The 16,072-nt window shown below is 72.5% G+C and carries 17 protein-coding genes; 16 read left to right on the top strand and 1 reads right to left on the bottom strand.

The window, feature by feature from the left end; genetic code table 11:
* Positions 1-106 precede the first annotated feature (106 nt).
* From ACFO9I_RS01880 to ACFO9I_RS01870, 3 genes are all read left to right on the top strand, one after another.
* Entirely contained in the window at positions 107-1,426 is a 1,320-nt protein-coding gene (locus ACFO9I_RS01880; protein ID WP_379177238.1) for an NlpC/P60 family protein, read from the top strand.
* A gap of 90 nt (positions 1,427-1,516) precedes the next feature.
* On the top strand, positions 1,517-3,508 hold the full coding sequence (locus ACFO9I_RS01875) for an acyl-CoA dehydrogenase family protein (RefSeq protein WP_379177236.1): 1,992 nt from the start codon (positions 1,517-1,519) through the stop codon (positions 3,506-3,508).
* Positions 3,509-3,511: 3 nt separating this feature from the next.
* The gene (locus ACFO9I_RS01870) at positions 3,512-4,183 is read left to right on the top strand and encodes a class I SAM-dependent methyltransferase (RefSeq protein ID WP_379177234.1); all 672 of its coding nucleotides are present in this window, start codon (positions 3,512-3,514) and stop codon (positions 4,181-4,183) included.
* A 65-nt stretch (positions 4,184-4,248) separates the two neighbouring features.
* Here the strand turns inward: ACFO9I_RS01870 and ACFO9I_RS01865 are convergent, their stop codons facing one another.
* Positions 4,249-4,737, bottom strand: a complete 489-nt coding sequence (locus tag ACFO9I_RS01865; protein WP_379177384.1) for an inorganic diphosphatase — start codon at positions 4,735-4,737, stop codon at positions 4,249-4,251.
* A gap of 183 nt (positions 4,738-4,920) precedes the next feature.
* On the opposite strand from ACFO9I_RS01865, the gene dacB reads away from it, so the two are divergent.
* The 13 genes from dacB to ACFO9I_RS01800 all read left to right on the top strand — a co-directional run bounded on the left by dacB (position 4,921) and on the right by ACFO9I_RS01800 (position 16,030).
* Complete coding sequence (gene dacB / locus ACFO9I_RS01860; protein ID WP_379177232.1) at positions 4,921-6,312, top strand: D-alanyl-D-alanine carboxypeptidase/D-alanyl-D-alanine-endopeptidase; 1,392 nt, start codon at positions 4,921-4,923, stop codon at positions 6,310-6,312.
* Positions 6,313-6,385: 73 nt separating this feature from the next.
* A complete protein-coding gene (locus ACFO9I_RS01855; RefSeq protein ID WP_379177229.1) occupies positions 6,386-7,417 on the top strand; it encodes a zinc-dependent metalloprotease in 1,032 nt (343 codons plus the stop codon).
* Between the two features lie 16 nt (positions 7,418-7,433).
* On the top strand, positions 7,434-8,426 hold the full coding sequence (tilS, locus tag ACFO9I_RS01850; RefSeq protein WP_379177227.1) for a tRNA lysidine(34) synthetase TilS: 993 nt from the start codon (positions 7,434-7,436) through the stop codon (positions 8,424-8,426).
* A gap of 268 nt (positions 8,427-8,694) precedes the next feature.
* Positions 8,695-8,877, top strand: a complete 183-nt coding sequence (locus ACFO9I_RS01845; RefSeq protein WP_379177225.1) for a hypothetical protein — start codon at positions 8,695-8,697, stop codon at positions 8,875-8,877.
* Positions 8,878-8,958: 81 nt separating this feature from the next.
* A complete protein-coding gene (locus tag ACFO9I_RS01840; protein ID WP_379177223.1) occupies positions 8,959-9,696 on the top strand; it encodes an Ig-like domain repeat protein in 738 nt (245 codons plus the stop codon).
* 59 nt (positions 9,697-9,755) lie between these two features.
* Complete coding sequence (hpt, locus tag ACFO9I_RS01835; protein ID WP_379177221.1) at positions 9,756-10,307, top strand: hypoxanthine phosphoribosyltransferase; 552 nt, start codon at positions 9,756-9,758, stop codon at positions 10,305-10,307.
* A gap of 139 nt (positions 10,308-10,446) precedes the next feature.
* Positions 10,447-12,501: an ATP-dependent zinc metalloprotease FtsH gene (gene ftsH, locus ACFO9I_RS01830; protein WP_379177219.1), complete on the top strand. Its 2,055-nt coding sequence runs from the start codon at positions 10,447-10,449 to the stop codon at positions 12,499-12,501.
* Entirely contained in the window at positions 12,498-13,112 is a 615-nt protein-coding gene (gene folE / locus ACFO9I_RS01825) for a GTP cyclohydrolase I FolE (RefSeq protein WP_379177217.1), read from the top strand. The genes ftsH and folE overlap by 4 nt, the downstream gene beginning before the upstream one ends.
* On the top strand, positions 13,112-13,993 hold the full coding sequence (gene folP / locus ACFO9I_RS01820) for a dihydropteroate synthase (protein ID WP_379177215.1): 882 nt from the start codon (positions 13,112-13,114) through the stop codon (positions 13,991-13,993). Before folE ends, folP begins: the two co-directional genes overlap by 1 nt.
* Positions 13,990-14,361, top strand: a complete 372-nt coding sequence (gene folB / locus ACFO9I_RS01815; protein ID WP_379177213.1) for a dihydroneopterin aldolase — start codon at positions 13,990-13,992, stop codon at positions 14,359-14,361. The genes folP and folB overlap by 4 nt, the downstream gene beginning before the upstream one ends.
* Positions 14,358-14,927 (top strand): 2-amino-4-hydroxy-6-hydroxymethyldihydropteridine diphosphokinase, encoded by a 570-nt coding sequence (gene folK, locus ACFO9I_RS01810; protein ID WP_379177211.1) that lies wholly within the window; start codon positions 14,358-14,360, stop codon positions 14,925-14,927. Before folB ends, folK begins: the two co-directional genes overlap by 4 nt.
* Positions 14,924-15,412: a DUF3180 domain-containing protein gene (locus ACFO9I_RS01805; RefSeq protein WP_379177210.1), complete on the top strand. Its 489-nt coding sequence runs from the start codon at positions 14,924-14,926 to the stop codon at positions 15,410-15,412. The genes folK and ACFO9I_RS01805 overlap by 4 nt, the downstream gene beginning before the upstream one ends.
* A gap of 9 nt (positions 15,413-15,421) precedes the next feature.
* Positions 15,422-16,030, top strand: a complete 609-nt coding sequence (locus ACFO9I_RS01800) for a hypothetical protein (protein WP_379177208.1) — start codon at positions 15,422-15,424, stop codon at positions 16,028-16,030.
* Positions 16,031-16,072 lie beyond the last annotated feature (42 nt).

Raw genomic sequence — 16,072 nt, 5'->3', positions numbered from 1 at the left:
GGAAAATGTTTCTTTTGTGACGAATGAGCACTAGCGTGCTCCGAGTGCCTCGGGTGAAGAGGAAGTCACCCGAGGCCCAGCAACCGATGTCACGAGAGGCCGAGACGTGCGTGCACTGAGGATCGCCACCGCGATCGCTTTGACCTTCGTGGTCGGCGGGACCGTCACCGGTGTCGCCGTCGCGGCCGACGACTCGACGCCGTCGCGCCAGGACGTCCGTCAGGCCCGCGAAGCGGTCCAGGACAAGGCCGCCGACGTCGAGTCGGTCCGCGCCCAGCTGGTCCTGGCCAACCAGCGGCTGCAGTCCTCCGCAGAGGAGGCCGCGAAGGCGGCGGAGGCCTACAACGGGGCGCGCTGGCAGCTGCAGCAGGCCCGGGCCCAGGCGCGCAGCGCCCTGGAGCGCTCCCAAATCGCTTCGGCCGACGTGGAGCGCCAGCGTGCGGTGTACGGCGACGCCGTGGTCAGCTCCTACGAGATGTCGCCGGGCCTGACCGCCCTCTCCGCGATCGCCGACTCCGACGGGATCGAGACCGTCGTCGACCGGGCCACCACGCTGCAGAACGCCGAGGCCGCCCTCGACGACCACTACGACGAGTTCCGCGCCGCGGCCACCCTCGCCGACGTGGCCACCCAGCAGGCCGAGGAGGCCCGCGCCACCGCGGCCGCGGCCGAGGAGAAGGCCCGCAGCGCCCGCGACGCGGCCCAGGCCGCGGCGGACTCCGCCGCCGCCCAGGCGCAGTCGATCGCGGACGAGAAGACCCGGCTGATCGCCCAGCTCGCCGACCTCCAGCACACCAGCGTCCGTCTGGCCGAGAAGCGCCAGGCCGCCCTCGAGGCCGCGGCGGCCGCCGCGGCGGCCGAGGCCGCGCAGCACCAGCAGGAGCTCCAGCAGCAGCAGGAGCAGGCCCAGCAGCAGGCCCAGCAGCAGGCGGAGCAGCAGGCCGAGGACCAGCAGCCCGGCGGAGGCGGCTCCGGGAACGGCGGCTCGACCCCCGACCACGGGCCCAGCACCCCGCCGACGCCCCCGGCGCCGCCCGCGCCTCCGGCCCCGCCGGCCCCCGCCTCGGGCGCCCAGGCCGCCATCGCGTTCGCGCGCGCCCAGCTCGGCGAGCCCTACCAGTGGGGCGCAGCGGGACCGGACGCGTGGGACTGCTCCGGCCTGACCATGGGCGCCTGGCGCGCCGGCGGCCGCTCGCTGCCGCACTACTCGGTGGCGCAGTACGACGCGGCGACGCCCGTCTCCGCGTCGAGCCTGCAGCCGGGCGACCTGGTGTTCTGGGGCTCCTCGAGCGACCCGTCGTCGATCTTCCACGTCGCGCTCTACATCGGCGGCGGCCAGATCATCCACGCACCGCGCACGGGCGAGCCCGTGCAGGTCGCGTCGATGTACTACTGGACGCCCCCGAACTTCTTCGCCCGCCCGTAGGGGTCGCTCCCCGGAGCCCGTTCCGACGCTCCTGCGCCGCGCCTCCAGACCACCTGTGTGGACGGCGTACTCGTGGGTACGTTGACGCTCATGGCCACCGACACCGCCCCTCCGGCCGCCCCGGAGGGGACCGATGCGTCCCGCTACGTCCAGCCCGAGGTCGACGTGCGCGCCCTGGCGGCGCTGCTCGACGGCAGGTACGCCGAGGTCCGCTCGCTCGTGCGCACCAACCTCGCGGCGTACGCCTCGATCCTCGAGGACGCCGAGACCCTGCCGCGCGACGAGTTCCGCGAGCGGGTGCGGGAGGTCGTCGTCGAGATGGCCGCGACCGGTCAGACCGGCATGGGGTTCCCTGAGGAGTACGGCGGCGGCGGGGACATCGGCGCCTCCGTGGCCGCGTTCGAGACCCTCGCCTACGGCGACCTCTCGGTGCTGGTCAAGGTGGGCGTGCAGTTCGGGCTGTTCGGCGGCGCGATCCTCCAGCTCGGCACGCAGGCCCACCACGAGGCCTACCTCCCGGACCTGATCACCGGCAGGCTGATGGGCTGCTTCGCGATGACCGAGTCCGGTCACGGCTCCAACGTGCAGGCGCTCGGCACGGTGGCGACGTACGACGCCGAGACCCAGGAGTTCGTGATCACCACGAACGGCGACGCCGCCCGCAAGGACTACATCGGCAACGCGGCCCGGCACGCCGAGGTCGCCGTGGTCTTCGCCCAGCTCGAGGTGGGCCCGGAGGGCGACCGGGTGTCCGAGGGCGTGCACGCGTTCGTGGTGCCGATCCGCTCGAACGGCGAGCCGTGCGCCGGGGTCCGGATCGAGGACGACGGCGCGAAGATGGGCCTCAACGGCGTCGACAACGGCCGGTTGTGGTTCGACGGCGTGCGGGTGCCGCGGACCGCGCTGCTCAACCGGTTCGCCGACGTCACCGCCGAGGGCGTCTACGAGAGCGCGATCGAGAACCCCAACCGACGCTTCTTCACGATGCTCGGCACCCTGGTCCAGGGTCGCGTGTGCGTCGGCGGGGCCGGCATCAACGCGGCCAAGGTGGCGCTCACGATCGCCACGAAGTACGCCCTGCGCCGCCGGCAGTTCGAGGCCAGCAGCGACGAGCAGGAGGAGCTGCTCCTCGACTACGGCATGCACCAGCGTCGGCTCCTCCCGCTGCTGGCCCGCACCTACGCGCTGCACTTCGCCCAGGAGGTCGTGGCGGCCCAGCTCCACGACGTGTTCTCCGGGATCACCGACGACGAGCACACCCGCCGCGAGCTGGAGTCCCGCGCCGCCGGCACCAAGGCGCTCGGCACCTGGCACGCCACCCGCACCATCCAGGAGTGCCGCGAGGCCTGCGGTGGCGCCGGTTACCTGTCGGTGAACCGGTTCGCGGCGCTGAAGGCCGACACCGACGTCTTCACGACGTTCGAGGGCGACAACCACGTGCTGCTGCAGCTGGTCGCCAAGGGGCTGCTCACCGACTACGCCAGCGAGTTCGAGGACCTCGACCAGTTCGGGATGGTGCGCTTCGTCGCCGGGATGGCGGTCGACACCGTGATCGAGAAGACCAACGTCCACAAGCTCCTCGAGCGGATCAAGGACGTGCTGCCGGGCGGCGACCAGTGGGACCAGGAGGCGGGCCTGCTCGACCCCGACTACCAGCTGGCGATGCTCCGCTTCCGCGAGGAGCACATGCTGGCCGGCGTCGCGCGGCGGCTCAAGCGTGGCATCGACCAGGGCATGAACCCGGGCGCCGTCTTCTCCCGCGTCCAGGACCACGTGATCGCCGCCGCGCGGGCCCATGTCGAGCGCCTCGTGCTCGAGGCGTTCGTCGCCAAGGCGCGCGCCCTGCCCGAGGGTGACCTGAAGGTCACCCTCAACCTGCTGTGCGACCTGCACGCGCTGTCCACGATCGAGGCGGACCGAGCCTGGTTCATGGAGCACGGCCGGCTCACCGTCGTGCGCTCCAAGGCGATCAGCCGCGAGATCGGCAGCCTGTGCCGCAAGATCCGCCCGCTCGCCGGAGACCTCGTCGACGCCTTCGACGTGCCGGTCGAGATGCTCCGGTCCCCGGACCTGGTCGGTTGAGCCGTGCGGATCCCCGGGCTGGGTGGCTGGAACGAGGACCCGCTCTGGGCGGGCGTCTACGACTGGACGGTCGAGCATCCAGTGCCGGGCGGCCTGCTGTGGCGCGCGGGGATCGGGAGCGACCTGGACCGTCTCTACCGGGCGGCCGCCGAGATCGGTGAGCTCCCGGCGGGGTCGCGGGTCCTCGACGTGCCGTGCGGTGGTGGCGTCGCGCTGCGGGGCCTGCGCCGCGGGCAGGGGGTGGAGTACGTCGCCGCCGACATCGCCCAGCGGATGCTGGACCGGACGACCGAGTCCGCCCGCCGCCGCGGGGTCGAGGACCAGGTCGTGACCCGGCTGGCCGACGTCGAGGAGCTGCCGTTCCCCGACGGCCACTTCGACCTGGTCGTGTCGTTCACCGGCCTGCACTGTTTCCCCGACCCGGCCCGCGCCGTCGTCGAGATGGTGCGCGTCCTGCGGCCCGGGGGAGTGCTGACCGGGAGCGCCCTGCTGAACGACGCCGGCCTGCGCTACGCGCCCGTCCGCGCGGCCGGGCGGGCGGCGGGCCTGCTCGGTCCCGGCTGCACGGGCGATCAGGTGGAGAGCTGGCTGGGCGCCCACGGCATGGTGGGGGTGTCCCTGGAGACGAGCGGGGCGATCGGCTACTTCAGGGGCGTCCGGACCACCGGCGGCTGAGCAACGCAAATGCAGCGTGCCCCCCGACCACGGTCGAGGGGCACGCGACGATGCTCAGGTGCGGCTCAGTGGCCGGCCTTCCGGGCACGCTCGAAGGACGCCTCGACCTCGGCCTCGGCCTCGGTGCGGCCGACCCACTCGGCCCCCTCGACGGACTTGCCGGGCTCGAGGTCCTTGTAGACCTCGAAGAAGTGCTGGATCTCCAGGCGGTCGAACTTGGAGACGTGGTTGATGTCGCGCAGGTGCTCGAGGCGCGGGTCGTGCGTGGGGACGCACAGCACCTTGTCGTCGCCGCCGGCCTCGTCGGTCATCCGGAACATGCCGATCGCGCGGCACTTGATCAGGCAGCCCGGGAACGTGGGCGCCTGGAGGATCACCAGCGCGTCCAGCGGGTCGCCGTCCTGGCCGAGGGTGTTCTCGATGTAGCCGTAGTCCTCGGGGTACGCCGTCGACGTGAAGAGCATGCGGTCGAGGCGGATGCGCCCCGTCTCGTGGTCGACCTCGTACTTGTTGCGCGAACCCTTGGGGATCTCCACGAGTACGTCGAACTCCAGCACGTCATCCTCCGCGATCGTCATCGGCCCGCGCGGCGGGCCGGTTGTCGGTGTGGGCCCCTGGCGCGGGCCGGGAGACAGTGTCCCGCACAATGTGCACAAACGCGCAGTCGGAGAGGGGAAACGGTGACCGGACGTGACACACGCCACGTTCGACGCTCGGGCGCCCGTCTCCTCCTGTGGGTGCCGGTGGTGCTCGTGCTGGTGCTGCTGGCGAGCGCCGCAGCGTCGTGGCGCTACGACCTCGGCAGCCGCTGGCTGGGCACGGAGCCGCCCGCGCCCGCCGGTCCGGCGGCGGTGCCGCCGCCGGAGGGCCTGACGCTGCCGGAGCCGGCCGCGCTGTCGCCCGTCGCCGCGCCGATCGAGGACGCGACCCGCCTCGACGCCCGCACGCTGCGCCGCACCCTCGCCCCGGCGCTGCGCGACCGCGACCTCGGCAAGCACGTGCTCGCGACCGTCTCCGGGCTGGACGGCGCCGGGCCCGCCTTCTCGCAGGGCTCCGGCGTGGCCGTTCCGGCGTCGACGATGAAGCTGCTCACCACCACCGCCGCCCTCGCCACGCTCGGCCCCGGCCACACGTTCACCACGCAGGTGCTGCCCGGCCCGGGCGACCGGGTCGTCCTGGTGGGTGGCGGTGACCCCTACCTCGCCAGTCGACCGGTGGGCGACGCGGCGTACCCCCGCCGCGCCGACGTGGTCACGCTGGCCCGGGCCACGGCCCGCGCGCTGCGCCAGCAGGGCACCAGCAGGGTCCGCGTGACCTACGACGCCTCCCTGTTCAGCGGGCCCCGTGTCGACCCGCACTGGCCCGACGACTACGTCCCCGACGGGGTGGTCGCCCCGATCACGTCGCTGTGGGTGGACGAGGGGCGGCCGGCCAGCGGTGTCGGCCGGGTCGCCGACCCGCCGGCCGTCGCCGGCGAGGCGTTCGCCGCCGCGCTGCGCCGCGCCGGCATCACGGTCCGGGGACCGGTGCAGGAGGGTCGGGCCGAGTCCGAGGCCGCTCCGCTGGCCAGCGTCGAGAGCGCCCCCCTCTCGGAGATCGTCGAGCAGGTGCTCACGGTCAGCGACAACGAGGGTGCCGAGGTGCTGGCCCACCACGTCGGGATCGCCACCGGTGGCGCCGGCTCGTTCGCGGACGGGGCGGCCGGCGTGGCCAAGGTGCTCGACTCGCTGGGCGTGCCGCTGGCGGGTGCCGAGATCCACGACGGCAGCGGTCTCTCCCGCGAGGACCGGCTTGACCCGGACACGCTGGCGGCGGTGCTGTCCCTGGCGGCGTCGGAGGAGCACCCCGAGCTGCGGTCCGTCGTGACCGGGCTGCCGGTCGCTGGCTTCACGGGCTCGCTGGAGTCCCGCTTCGCGGACGCCGCGCCCCCCGGCCGGGGGAGGGTGCGGGCCAAGACCGGCACCCTCACCGGGGTGAGTGCCCTGGCCGGCCTGGCGACCGACCTCGACGGCGACCCGATGGTGTTCGTGCTGATGGCCGACGAGGTGGCCGTCGAGGACACCCTCGACGCGCGGGCCGCCCTGGACCGTCTGGCCGCCGACCTGGGCGCCTGCCACTGTGCCCGCTAGCCGGAGCCCCGGGCGGTCCTGAGCCGTCGGGATCGCGCGGTGCGCGATTGCCCCTCGCGGGTACGGTCGGTCCATGACTGACAACCCGGCCATGGTCGACTGGGACCTCGCGGTCTCCCTGGGCTCTCGCCTCGCCGGCGAGGGTCCGCGGGTCAGCCGCGCGGAGGCCGCCGCCGCCGTGGCCGAGCTGCGCGAGGGAGCCGACCGCTCCACGGGGCTGGTCCGCGAGTTCACGGGGCTGGTCGCCGCGGAGCGCACCGCCCCGGTCGTGGTCGTGGACCGCCCGGGCTGGATCCAGGCGAACGCCGACAGCTTCGCCACCATCCTGGGGCCCGTGGTCGAGCAGCTGACCGCGAAGAAGGCGCCCCCGACCGGCCTCGCGCTGGCCATCGGGTCGCGGGTCACCGGCGCCGAGGTGGGCGCGCTGCTCGGCTTCCTGGCCGGCAAGGTGCTGGGCCAGTTCGACCCGTTCTTCGGCGACGCCGGCCGCCTGCTCCTGGTCGCGCCCAACATCGTGCACGTCGAGCGCGAGCTCGGCGCCCGGCCGCACGACTTCCGGCTCTGGGTCTGCCTGCACGAGGAGACCCACCGGGTGCAGTTCACGGCGGTGCCGTGGATGCGCGAGCACCTCTTCGCCGAGATGCAGCGGATCGCCGAGACCCTCGAGCCCAGCCGGCTCCTCGACGACGGCCTCAGCCGGGTCGTCGAGGCCGTCAAGAGCGGAGGGGGCAGCCTGATCGACGCGATCGGCACGCCCGAGCAGAAGGAGATCGTGGACCGGGTCACCGGCGTCATGTCCCTGCTCGAGGGACACGCCGACGTGGTGATGGACGGCGTGGGTCCGTCGGTCATCCCCAGCGTCGCCCAGATCCGGCGAGCCTTCGACCAGCGCCGCAAGGGGGTCGGCACCCTCGACCGGATCCTGCGCCGCCTCCTCGGCCTGGACGCCAAGATGGCGCAGTACCGCAACGGCGCGGCGTTCGTGCGTGGCGTCGTCGACAAGGTCGGCATGGCGGACTTCAACGCCGTGTGGGAGCGCCCCGAGAACCTGCCCAGCAAGGCCGAGATCGGCGACCCCGGGGCCTGGGTGTCCCGGGTGCTCTGACCCCACCGGTCCACGGATGAGCCTGCACCCGGCCGTCGCGGCGGTGCGGCGCGGCGTACGCCGTGGCCTCGCCGACCTCGAGCCCGGCAGCACCGTCGTGGTGGCCTGCTCGGGGGGCGCCGACTCCCTGGCCCTGCTGGCGGCCACCGTCTTCGAGGGCGGGAAGGCCGGGTGGCGCGTGGTCGGCGCGACCGTCGACCACGGGCTGCAGCCCGGCTCCGACGCGCGCGCGGCCCATGTGGTCGAGCAGATGGCCGGGCTCGGGGCCGACGAGACGATGAGCGCCAGGGTCCGGGTCGACGGCGGGGGGCTCGGACCCGAGGCCGCGGCGCGCCGGGCGAGGTACGCCGTGCTCGAGCAGGTCGGCGAGCACGTCGGCGCCGCGGCGGTGCTGCTCGGGCACACGCGCGACGACCAGGCCGAGACGGTGCTGCTCGGCCTCACCCGGGGATCGGGCGGGCGTTCGCTCGCCGGCATGCGCCGGTCCTTCGACCGCTACCGCCGACCGCTGCTGGACCTGTCCCGCGACGACACCGTGACCGCCTGCCAGGTGGAGGGGATCGACTACTGGGAGGACCCGCACAACGAGGACCCGGGCTTCACCCGGGTGCGGGTGCGGAGCACGGTGCTCCCGGTGCTGGAGCAGGAGCTCGGGCCGGGAGTGGCCAGGACGCTGGCCCGCACGGCCGACCAGCTGCGCGAGGACATGGACTTCCTCGACGACCTCGCCGAGGACCAGTGGGGGAGGCTCCGGGGTGAGGACGGGTCGCTCCCGGTCGACGAGCTGACCGGGCTCGCTCCCGCCGTACGCCGCCGGGTGCTGCGGCTGGCGGCCCTGGCCGCGGGCGCGCCGGCCGCCGAGCTGTTCCACGAGCACGTGGTAGCGATGGACGGGCTGCTCACCGACTGGCACGGGCAGAAGTGGATCGACCTGCCCGGGCACCTCCGGTGCCGGCGCGAGCACGGGCGGCTCGGATTTCTCGCACCTGACGAGCACCGTTCGCGGTAGCTTCGCGAGCTGTCCGTTGACGGCCTCGGGGGAGAGCCTGGTGCGACGCATGCGAGGTCTGGTTGCCCTGGTCGTCCTGGCGACCCTGGCCGCCCTGCTGGGGGTGGCACCCGCGGGCGCGGAGACTCCACTGGTCAGGACGGGTGCCGCCGACGATCGTCGGTGACCGCGTCCGGGACGGGTCCTGACCGTCGACCCGGGCAGCTGGGATCCCGACGTCGAGGGCACGACCTTCGCCTACCGCTGGCTCCGCGACGGTGAGCCGATCGTGGACGGCGACCGGGTCCGCTCGGTGAGGCTCCGGGAGGCCGACGACGGTCGGAAGAAGCTGCGCCTCCCCCGCCAGGCGGTGGGTCGGCGCCGGGTCGAGGTGGAGTTCTCCGAGCCCGGCACCATGACCCCCTCCCGGGACTCGGTGCGGCTGCGGGTTTGCCCGGGCCACGGGCACTGAGCAAAGAAATCCGCGAAACGCCGCCGGAGACCGAGCCGCAGCCCCATGATCGTGAGGCTCTCTCACCCCCGGAGGACCCCCATGATCCGCACCCGCCCGCTCGTCGGTCTCCTGCTGGCGGCCCTGGCCGCGGGCGGAGCCGTCTCGACGATGAGCTCGCCCACGGTGGCCAACCCCGCCTTCCACGTCTCGGGGACCGCGCTCGCGGCTGCCGAGCCGCCGCTGGTCCAGGGCCTCGTGGTCGACCAGCAGGGCCGCTTCCTCAACAACGCCGTGGTGGAGGCGGTGCGCAAGGACGGAAGCGTCGCCGCCACTGCGCTGACCTACGCGAGCACCCGGGAGGACGGTCCGCAGAACGGCTACTTCTACCTCGAGGTCGGCAAGAGGGGCGTCTACACGCTCACGATCTCGAAGGCGGGCTACCAGAAGCGTTCCTACGGCCCGGTCGAGATCACCCGGCTGCGCCAGAAGCTCGGCCTCGGCGAGATCGAGCTGAAGCGGGCCCAGGCACCGACCACCGCCAAGGCGCAGCTCCCGTCGGCCCACATCACCTCGGACGCAAGGGGCAAGGTCGTCGTGACCGTCGCCGCGACCGGCACCAGCCGGCCCACCGGCGACGTCGAGGTCCGGCTCGGCCGCAAGGTGCTCGGCAGCGACGAGCTGACCGCCCGTGACAAGGGCAGGGCAACGGTCACGCTGAAGAGGCTCGACCCCGGCAGCTACACGCTCAAGGCCTACTACCTGGGTTCGAAGACGCTGAAGGCGTCCTCCTCGAAGTCCGTCACCCTGACGGTCAAGAAGCCGAGGCGCCACCACTGACCCGGCGACGGCCCTGCCCGCGCACCGGCGCGGGCAGGGCTGCCTCTAGTCTCTGATCCATGGACGCGTCCCACGTCGAAGACGACCTCGTCAACGTGCTCTTCACCGAGGCCCAGATCCAGGAACGGCTCGCCGAGCTCGCCCGCGAGATCGAGGCCGACTACGAGGGCAAGGACCTCCTCATCGTCGGCATCCTGCGGGGTGCCGTCATGGTGATGGCCGACCTGGCCCGCAGCTTCAGCCGGCACGTCGAGATGGACTGGATGGCGGTGTCGTCGTACGGCTCGGGCACCAAGTCCAGCGGTGTGGTCCGGATCCTCAAGGACCTCGACACCGACATCTCCGGGCGGCACGTCGTGATCGTCGACGAGATCATCGACACCGGCCTGACGCTCTCCTGGCTGACCTCGAACCTGAGCTCGCGCAACCCGGCGAGCGTCGAGATCTGCACGCTGCTGCGCAAGCCGGAGGCGCTGCAGATGCCGGTCGAGGTCAGGTACGTCGGATGGGACATCCCGAACGAGTTCGTGGTCGGCTACGGGCTGGACTACCGGGAGAAGTACCGCAACCTCCGCGACATCGGCACGCTCGCCCCGCACGTCTACTCCTGAGCCGTTCGCTGTGACTGTGCCCACGACCGGGCACTCGCCTGCGAGAATGTGCGTTGTCGAGGTTGTGTACCGTCGTCAGTTCAGTTGATCGTCCGCCCATGAGTCCGGTCGGACGGCAGAGCCGTGTCGAGAGAAGCCTGTGAAGCGCATAGTCAAGGGTCCGTGGCTGTGGATCGTCGTCGCCGTGGTCGGCGTCCTCCTCGCCCTGCAGTACCTCGCCCCCAACGGGGGGTACGACGAGATCGAGACCTCCCAGCTCGAGTCCTACATCAACAAGGGCGAGGTCAAGGAGATCACCTTCGTCGGGGGTGACCAGCAGATCCAGGCGACGCTCGACAGCGGTGTCCGCGACGACGGGGACAAGGTCAGCGCCTACTGGGTGGCCGGCCAGCAGCAGGGCATCATCAACGAGGTCGACAAGCAGGTCGCCAAGGGCACCATCGAGAAGTCCAACTCGAAGATCGCCAAGCCCAGCCTGATCGGCTCCTTCCTCTTCTCGGTGCTGCCGTTCGTGGTGATCTTCCTGGTCTTCCTGTGGCTGCTGAACAACATGCAGGGCGGCGGCGGCCGCGGCGTGATGCAGTTCGGCAAGTCCAAGGCCAAGCTGATCTCCAAGGACATGCCGAAGACGACGTTCACCGACGTCGCCGGCTGCGACGAGGCCATCGAGGAGCTCGGCGAGATCAAGGAGTTCCTCCAGGAGCCCGCCAAGTTCCAGGCCGTGGGCGCCAAGATCCCCAAGGGCGTGCTGCTCTACGGCCCGCCCGGCACCGGCAAGACACTGCTGGCCCGCGCCGTAGCGGGCGAGGCCGGCGTCCCCTTCTACTCCATCTCCGGCTCCGACTTCGTCGAGATGTTCGTCGGCGTGGGCGCCTCGCGCGTGCGCGACCTGTTCGAGCAGGCCAAGGAGAACGCCCCCGCGATCGTCTTCATCGACGAGATCGACGCCGTCGGTCGCCACCGCGGCGCCGGCATGGGCGGCGGTCACGACGAGCGGGAGCAGACCCTCAACCAGCTGCTGGTCGAGATGGACGGCTTCGACGTCCGTGGCGGCGTGATCCTGATCGCCGCCACCAACCGGCCCGACGTGCTCGACCCCGCGCTGCTGCGCCCGGGACGCTTCGACCGCCAGATCGGTGTCGACGCGCCCGACCTGGCCGGTCGCCACATGATCCTCCAGGTCCACTCGCGCGGTAAGCCGATGGCCCCGGACATCGACCTGATGTCGATCGCCCGGCGCACCCCCGGCTTCACCGGTGCCGACCTGGCCAACGTCCTCAACGAGGCGGCCCTGCTCACCGCCCGGCAGAACCAGAAGCTGATCGGCAACCGGGCGCTCGACGAGGCGATCGACCGCGTCATCGCCGGCCCGCAGCGCAGCTCGCGGCTGATGAGCGAGAAGGAGAAGCTGATCACGGCCTACCACGAGGGCGGGCACGCCCTGGTGGCCGCGGCGCTCCCCGGCACCGACCCGGTGCACAAGATCACGATCCTGCCCCGGGGCCGGGCGCTCGGCTACACGATGGTGCTGCCGGACGAGGACAAGTACTCCCAGACCCGCTCGGAGATGCTCGACAAGCTCGCCTACATGCTCGGCGGCCGGGCGGCCGAGGAGATGGTCTTCCACGACCCCACCACCGGCGCCGGCAACGACATCGAGAAGGCGACCAACCTCGCCCGGGCCATGGTGACGCAGTACGGCATGACCGAGCGGCTCGGCGCGATCAAGCTCGGCGAGTCCAACTCCGAGCCGTTCCTGGGGCGCGACCTCGGCCACCAGCGCAACTACTCCGAGGACGTCGCCGCCAAGGTCGACGAGGAGACCAAGAAGCTCCTCGCGACCGCCCACCAGGAGGCGTTCGACATCCTCGAGGAGAACCGCGACGTCCTCGACAACCTGGTGCTCGAGCTGCTCGACAAGGAGACGCTCGACAAGGAGCAGGTCGCGCGCGTCTTCGCGCCGCTGCGCCGTCGGGATGCCCGCCCGGCGTGGACCGGCTCGCCGGACCGCAACCCGTCGGCCCTGCCTCCGGTCGAGATCCCGCAGGAGATCCGCGACCGGGCCTCGGCCAACGGCTCCGCCCCGCAGGAGGCCGGTGCGATCATCACGCCTCCCGGCTCCGGCGGCGACGTGCACGGCGACCCCGGGGCCGGTGGCCCCGGCCAGTCCGGCCCGGAGCTGCCGTCGCGATGACCGACCCGATCGGCCTGGTGCCGCGCGACCCCGAGGACGTGCCCGCCTTCGACGCCCCTCGGGCCGAGGCGGCCGTGCGCGAGCTGCTCATCGCGATGGGCGAGGACCCCGAGCGCGAGGGGCTGCGCGACACCCCCGCCCGGGTGGCGCGGGCCTACGCCGAGCTGACGATCGGCCTGCGCCAGACGCCCGAGGAGGTGCTGACCACCACCTTCGACATCGGCCACGACGAGATGGTGCTGGTCCGCGACATCGAGCTGTGGTCGATGTGCGAGCACCACCTGGTGCCGTTCACCGGTGTGGCCCACGTGGGCTACATCCCGGCCGACAGCGGCAAGATCACCGGGCTGTCCAAGCTGGCCCGGCTGGTCGACGTGTTCGCCAAGCGCCCGCAGGTCCAGGAGCGCCTCACCACCCAGGTGGCGGACGCGTTGATGGAGATCCTCGAGGCCCGCGGCGTCATCGTCGTGATCGAGGCCGAGCACCTTTGCATGACCATGCGCGGCGTCCGCAAGGCCGGCGCCCGCACCATCACCTCCGCGGTGCGCGGCATGATGCACAACGCCGCCACCCGTTCCGAGGCGATGTCGCTCATCAACCGCGGACACTGATGGCCGCGCCGGGCTCGCTGTTCGCGCCGCTGGGCCGGCCCCGGTTGATGGGGGTCGTCAACGTCACCCCCGACTCCTTCTCCGACGGCGGCCGCTGGGTCGAGCCGGAGGCGGCGATCGCGCACGGCCACGAGCTGCTGCTGGACGGCGCCGACATCCTCGACATCGGCGGGGAGTCGACCCGGCCGGGGGCGACCCGCCCCCTCGTCGAGGAGGAGCTCGGACGGGTGGTCCCCGTGATCAGCGCCCTGGCCGCGGCCGGAGCCGTCGTCTCCGTCGACACCATGCGCGCCGAGGTCGCCGAGGCGGCCCTGGAGGCCGGCGCGACCCTCGTCAACGACGTGTCCGGAGGCCTGGCCGACCCGAGGATGCTCGACGTGGTCGCCGCGGCCGGCGCGCCGTACGTCGCCATGCACTGGCGAGCCCACAGCGACCACATGCGCGACTTCGCGACGTACGACGCCCCCGGCGGTGTGGTCGCGGCGGTCTGCGAGGAGCTGGCCCGCCGGGTGGACGCGATGCTCGCGGCCGGCATCGCGGCCGACCGCATCGTGCTCGACCCGGGCCTGGGTTTCGCGAAGGAGCCCGCCCACAACTGGCAGCTGCTGGCCGGCCTCGACGCGTTGCTGGGCCTGGGGCACCCCGTCCTGGTGGGCGCGAGCCGCAAGTCCTTCCTGGGCTCGCTGCTGGCCGACACCGACGGCAGGGCCCGGCCCGTGGACCAGCGCGAGGACGCCAACACCGCGGTGTCGGTGCACCTCGCGCAGCACGGCGTCTGGGGGATCAGGGTCCACGACGTCCGCGCCAGCCGGGACGCCGTCGCGGTCGTCGGTCGGCTCGCGGCCGAGACGGAAGCACCTGGGACGAGGGAGAGAGAGTGACCGACGAGCTCGCCGTGCTGGGCATCGAGTGCTACGGGCACCACGGCGTCTTCGACTTCGAGCGGCGCGAGGGCCAGACCTTCGTGGTCGACCTCGTGCTGGGCCTCGACACCGCTCCCGCGGCCCGGTCCGACGACTTGCGCGACACCGTCGACTACGGAAGTCTCGTGGCCTCGGTGCAAGCCGCCGTGGAGAAAGATCCGGTCGACTTGATCGAGACTCTCGTCCAGCGCATCGCGGACGTCTGCCTCTTGGACGTCCGTGTTGAATGGGCGCGGGTCACGGTCCACAAGCCGGACGCACCCATCGACGCGACGTTCGCAGACGTCGCCTTGACGATCACCCGAACACGTGAGGGCGAGAAGTGACTGAGACCCCCAATCCGAACATCATCGACGCCGACACGCTGACCGGCGAGATGCGGCCGATCCGCCGCGCGGTGTTGGCGCTGGGGTCGAACCTCGGCGAGCGGATGGCGAGCCTCCAGGGTGCGGTCAACGCGATCGCGGACACCCCCGACGTGTGGGTCACCGGTGTCTCGCCGGTCTACGAGACCGAGCCGGTGGACAGCCCGGAGGAGGCCAAGACCTACCTCAACGCGGTGGTCCTGATCGACACCACCCTCGCCGCGACCCGGCTGATGGACCGCGCGCTGGCCATCGAGGACGCCTTCGAGCGCGAGCGCACCGAGGTGCGCAACGCCCCCCGCACCCTCGACGTCGACCTGATCGTCGTCGGTGACCGGCGCAGCGACGAGGACTTCCTGCGCCTGCCGCACCCGCGCGCGGCCGAGCGGGCGTTCGTCCTGCAGCCGTGGCACGACCTCGAGCCGGAGGCGGAGTTCCCCGACCTCGGCCCGATCGCCGAGCTGCTGGAGAAGGCGGACCGTTCCGGGATCTCGCGTCGGGACGACCTGACGCTCGAGATCCAGTGACCCACGACCCGTCCGGCGAGGAGCCGTCGGGCGGGCACCTGCGACCGACGTCCGCGGGCGCCCTGACGGCGTGGGCCGTGATCGGCCTGGTCGGCGGCTGGCTGCTGCACCCGCTCACGGAGCGGATGCGGGGCAGCGCCCCGGTCGTGACCTGGACCCAGCCGCTCGCCCTCTTCCTGGGGGCCGCCATCGTGGGGGCCACCGCCTGGACCACCTGGCGCACCGTGCACGTGCGCCGCGAGCGTCTCGAGCCGCACCGGGCGGTCAACCGTCTGCTGCTCGCGCGCTCCTGCGCGTACGTCGGCGCGCTCGTGGCCGGCGGGTACGCCGGCTACGCGGTCAGCTGGCTGGGCGACCCCGCCGAGCTGGCGTCCCAGCGGGCGTGGCGCTCGGCGGCGGCCGCGGCGGCCGGTGTGGCGATCACCATCATGGCGGTGCTGCTCGAGCGAGCGTGTCGCGTCCGTTCCGACGACGACACGACATAACCTGCTTTCATGTCTTCCCCGTTGGCTCCGGCCCCCTCCAGCCGGGCTCCCAAGGCCCGCCGCCGGCAGCGGAGCGTCCGGCTCACCGTCGCCGTCGCCCTCCTCGTGGTCGCGGCACTGTTCGTGCTGGGTGCCGTGGTGAGTGGCTCGTGGCCCGTCCTCGTGCTCGCCGCGCTGGTCGGTGTCGCCCTCGGTGCGGCCGCCACCCGCATCGCCCACTCCGAGCTCATGGAGACCCGGCGCGAGGCCGCGCGGGACCGTGCCGAGCAGGCGCAGGCCTACCGCGACCTGACGGTCGAGCGCACCGCCGAGCAGAAGACCTTCGCCGAGACCATGGAGTCGCGGATCGCGGCCCACGAGTCCGCGATCCACGAGCTCGAGGTCGCCCTGACCTCGGCCCAGAAGCGCGCCGCCGAGGCGACCCGCAAGATGAACTCCGAGGCCCGCCGCGCCGATGTCGCCGAGCGCGACGGTCGCGAGGTCTCCGAGCAGCTGGAGGCCGCCGAGCTGCGCGCGGCCGAGGCGATCGTCCGGGTCGCCGAGCTGGAGCAGGAGATCGACGTCCTGAAGTCCGAGCTTCTCGCCTGGCAGACCGCCCCGGCGCGACGCCACGCCTGAGCCGCTCGTCGACGGTCCACCCGTGCCGACCCGCCCGCAGTC

The organism is Nocardioides sp. GCM10023255 (genome assembly GCF_042653125.1).
Classification (GTDB): Bacteria; Actinomycetota; Actinomycetes; order Propionibacteriales; family Nocardioidaceae; genus Nocardioides.
The sequence above is the reverse complement of the archived record's forward strand: the minus strand, read 5'-3'. Positions and strand labels throughout refer to the sequence as shown.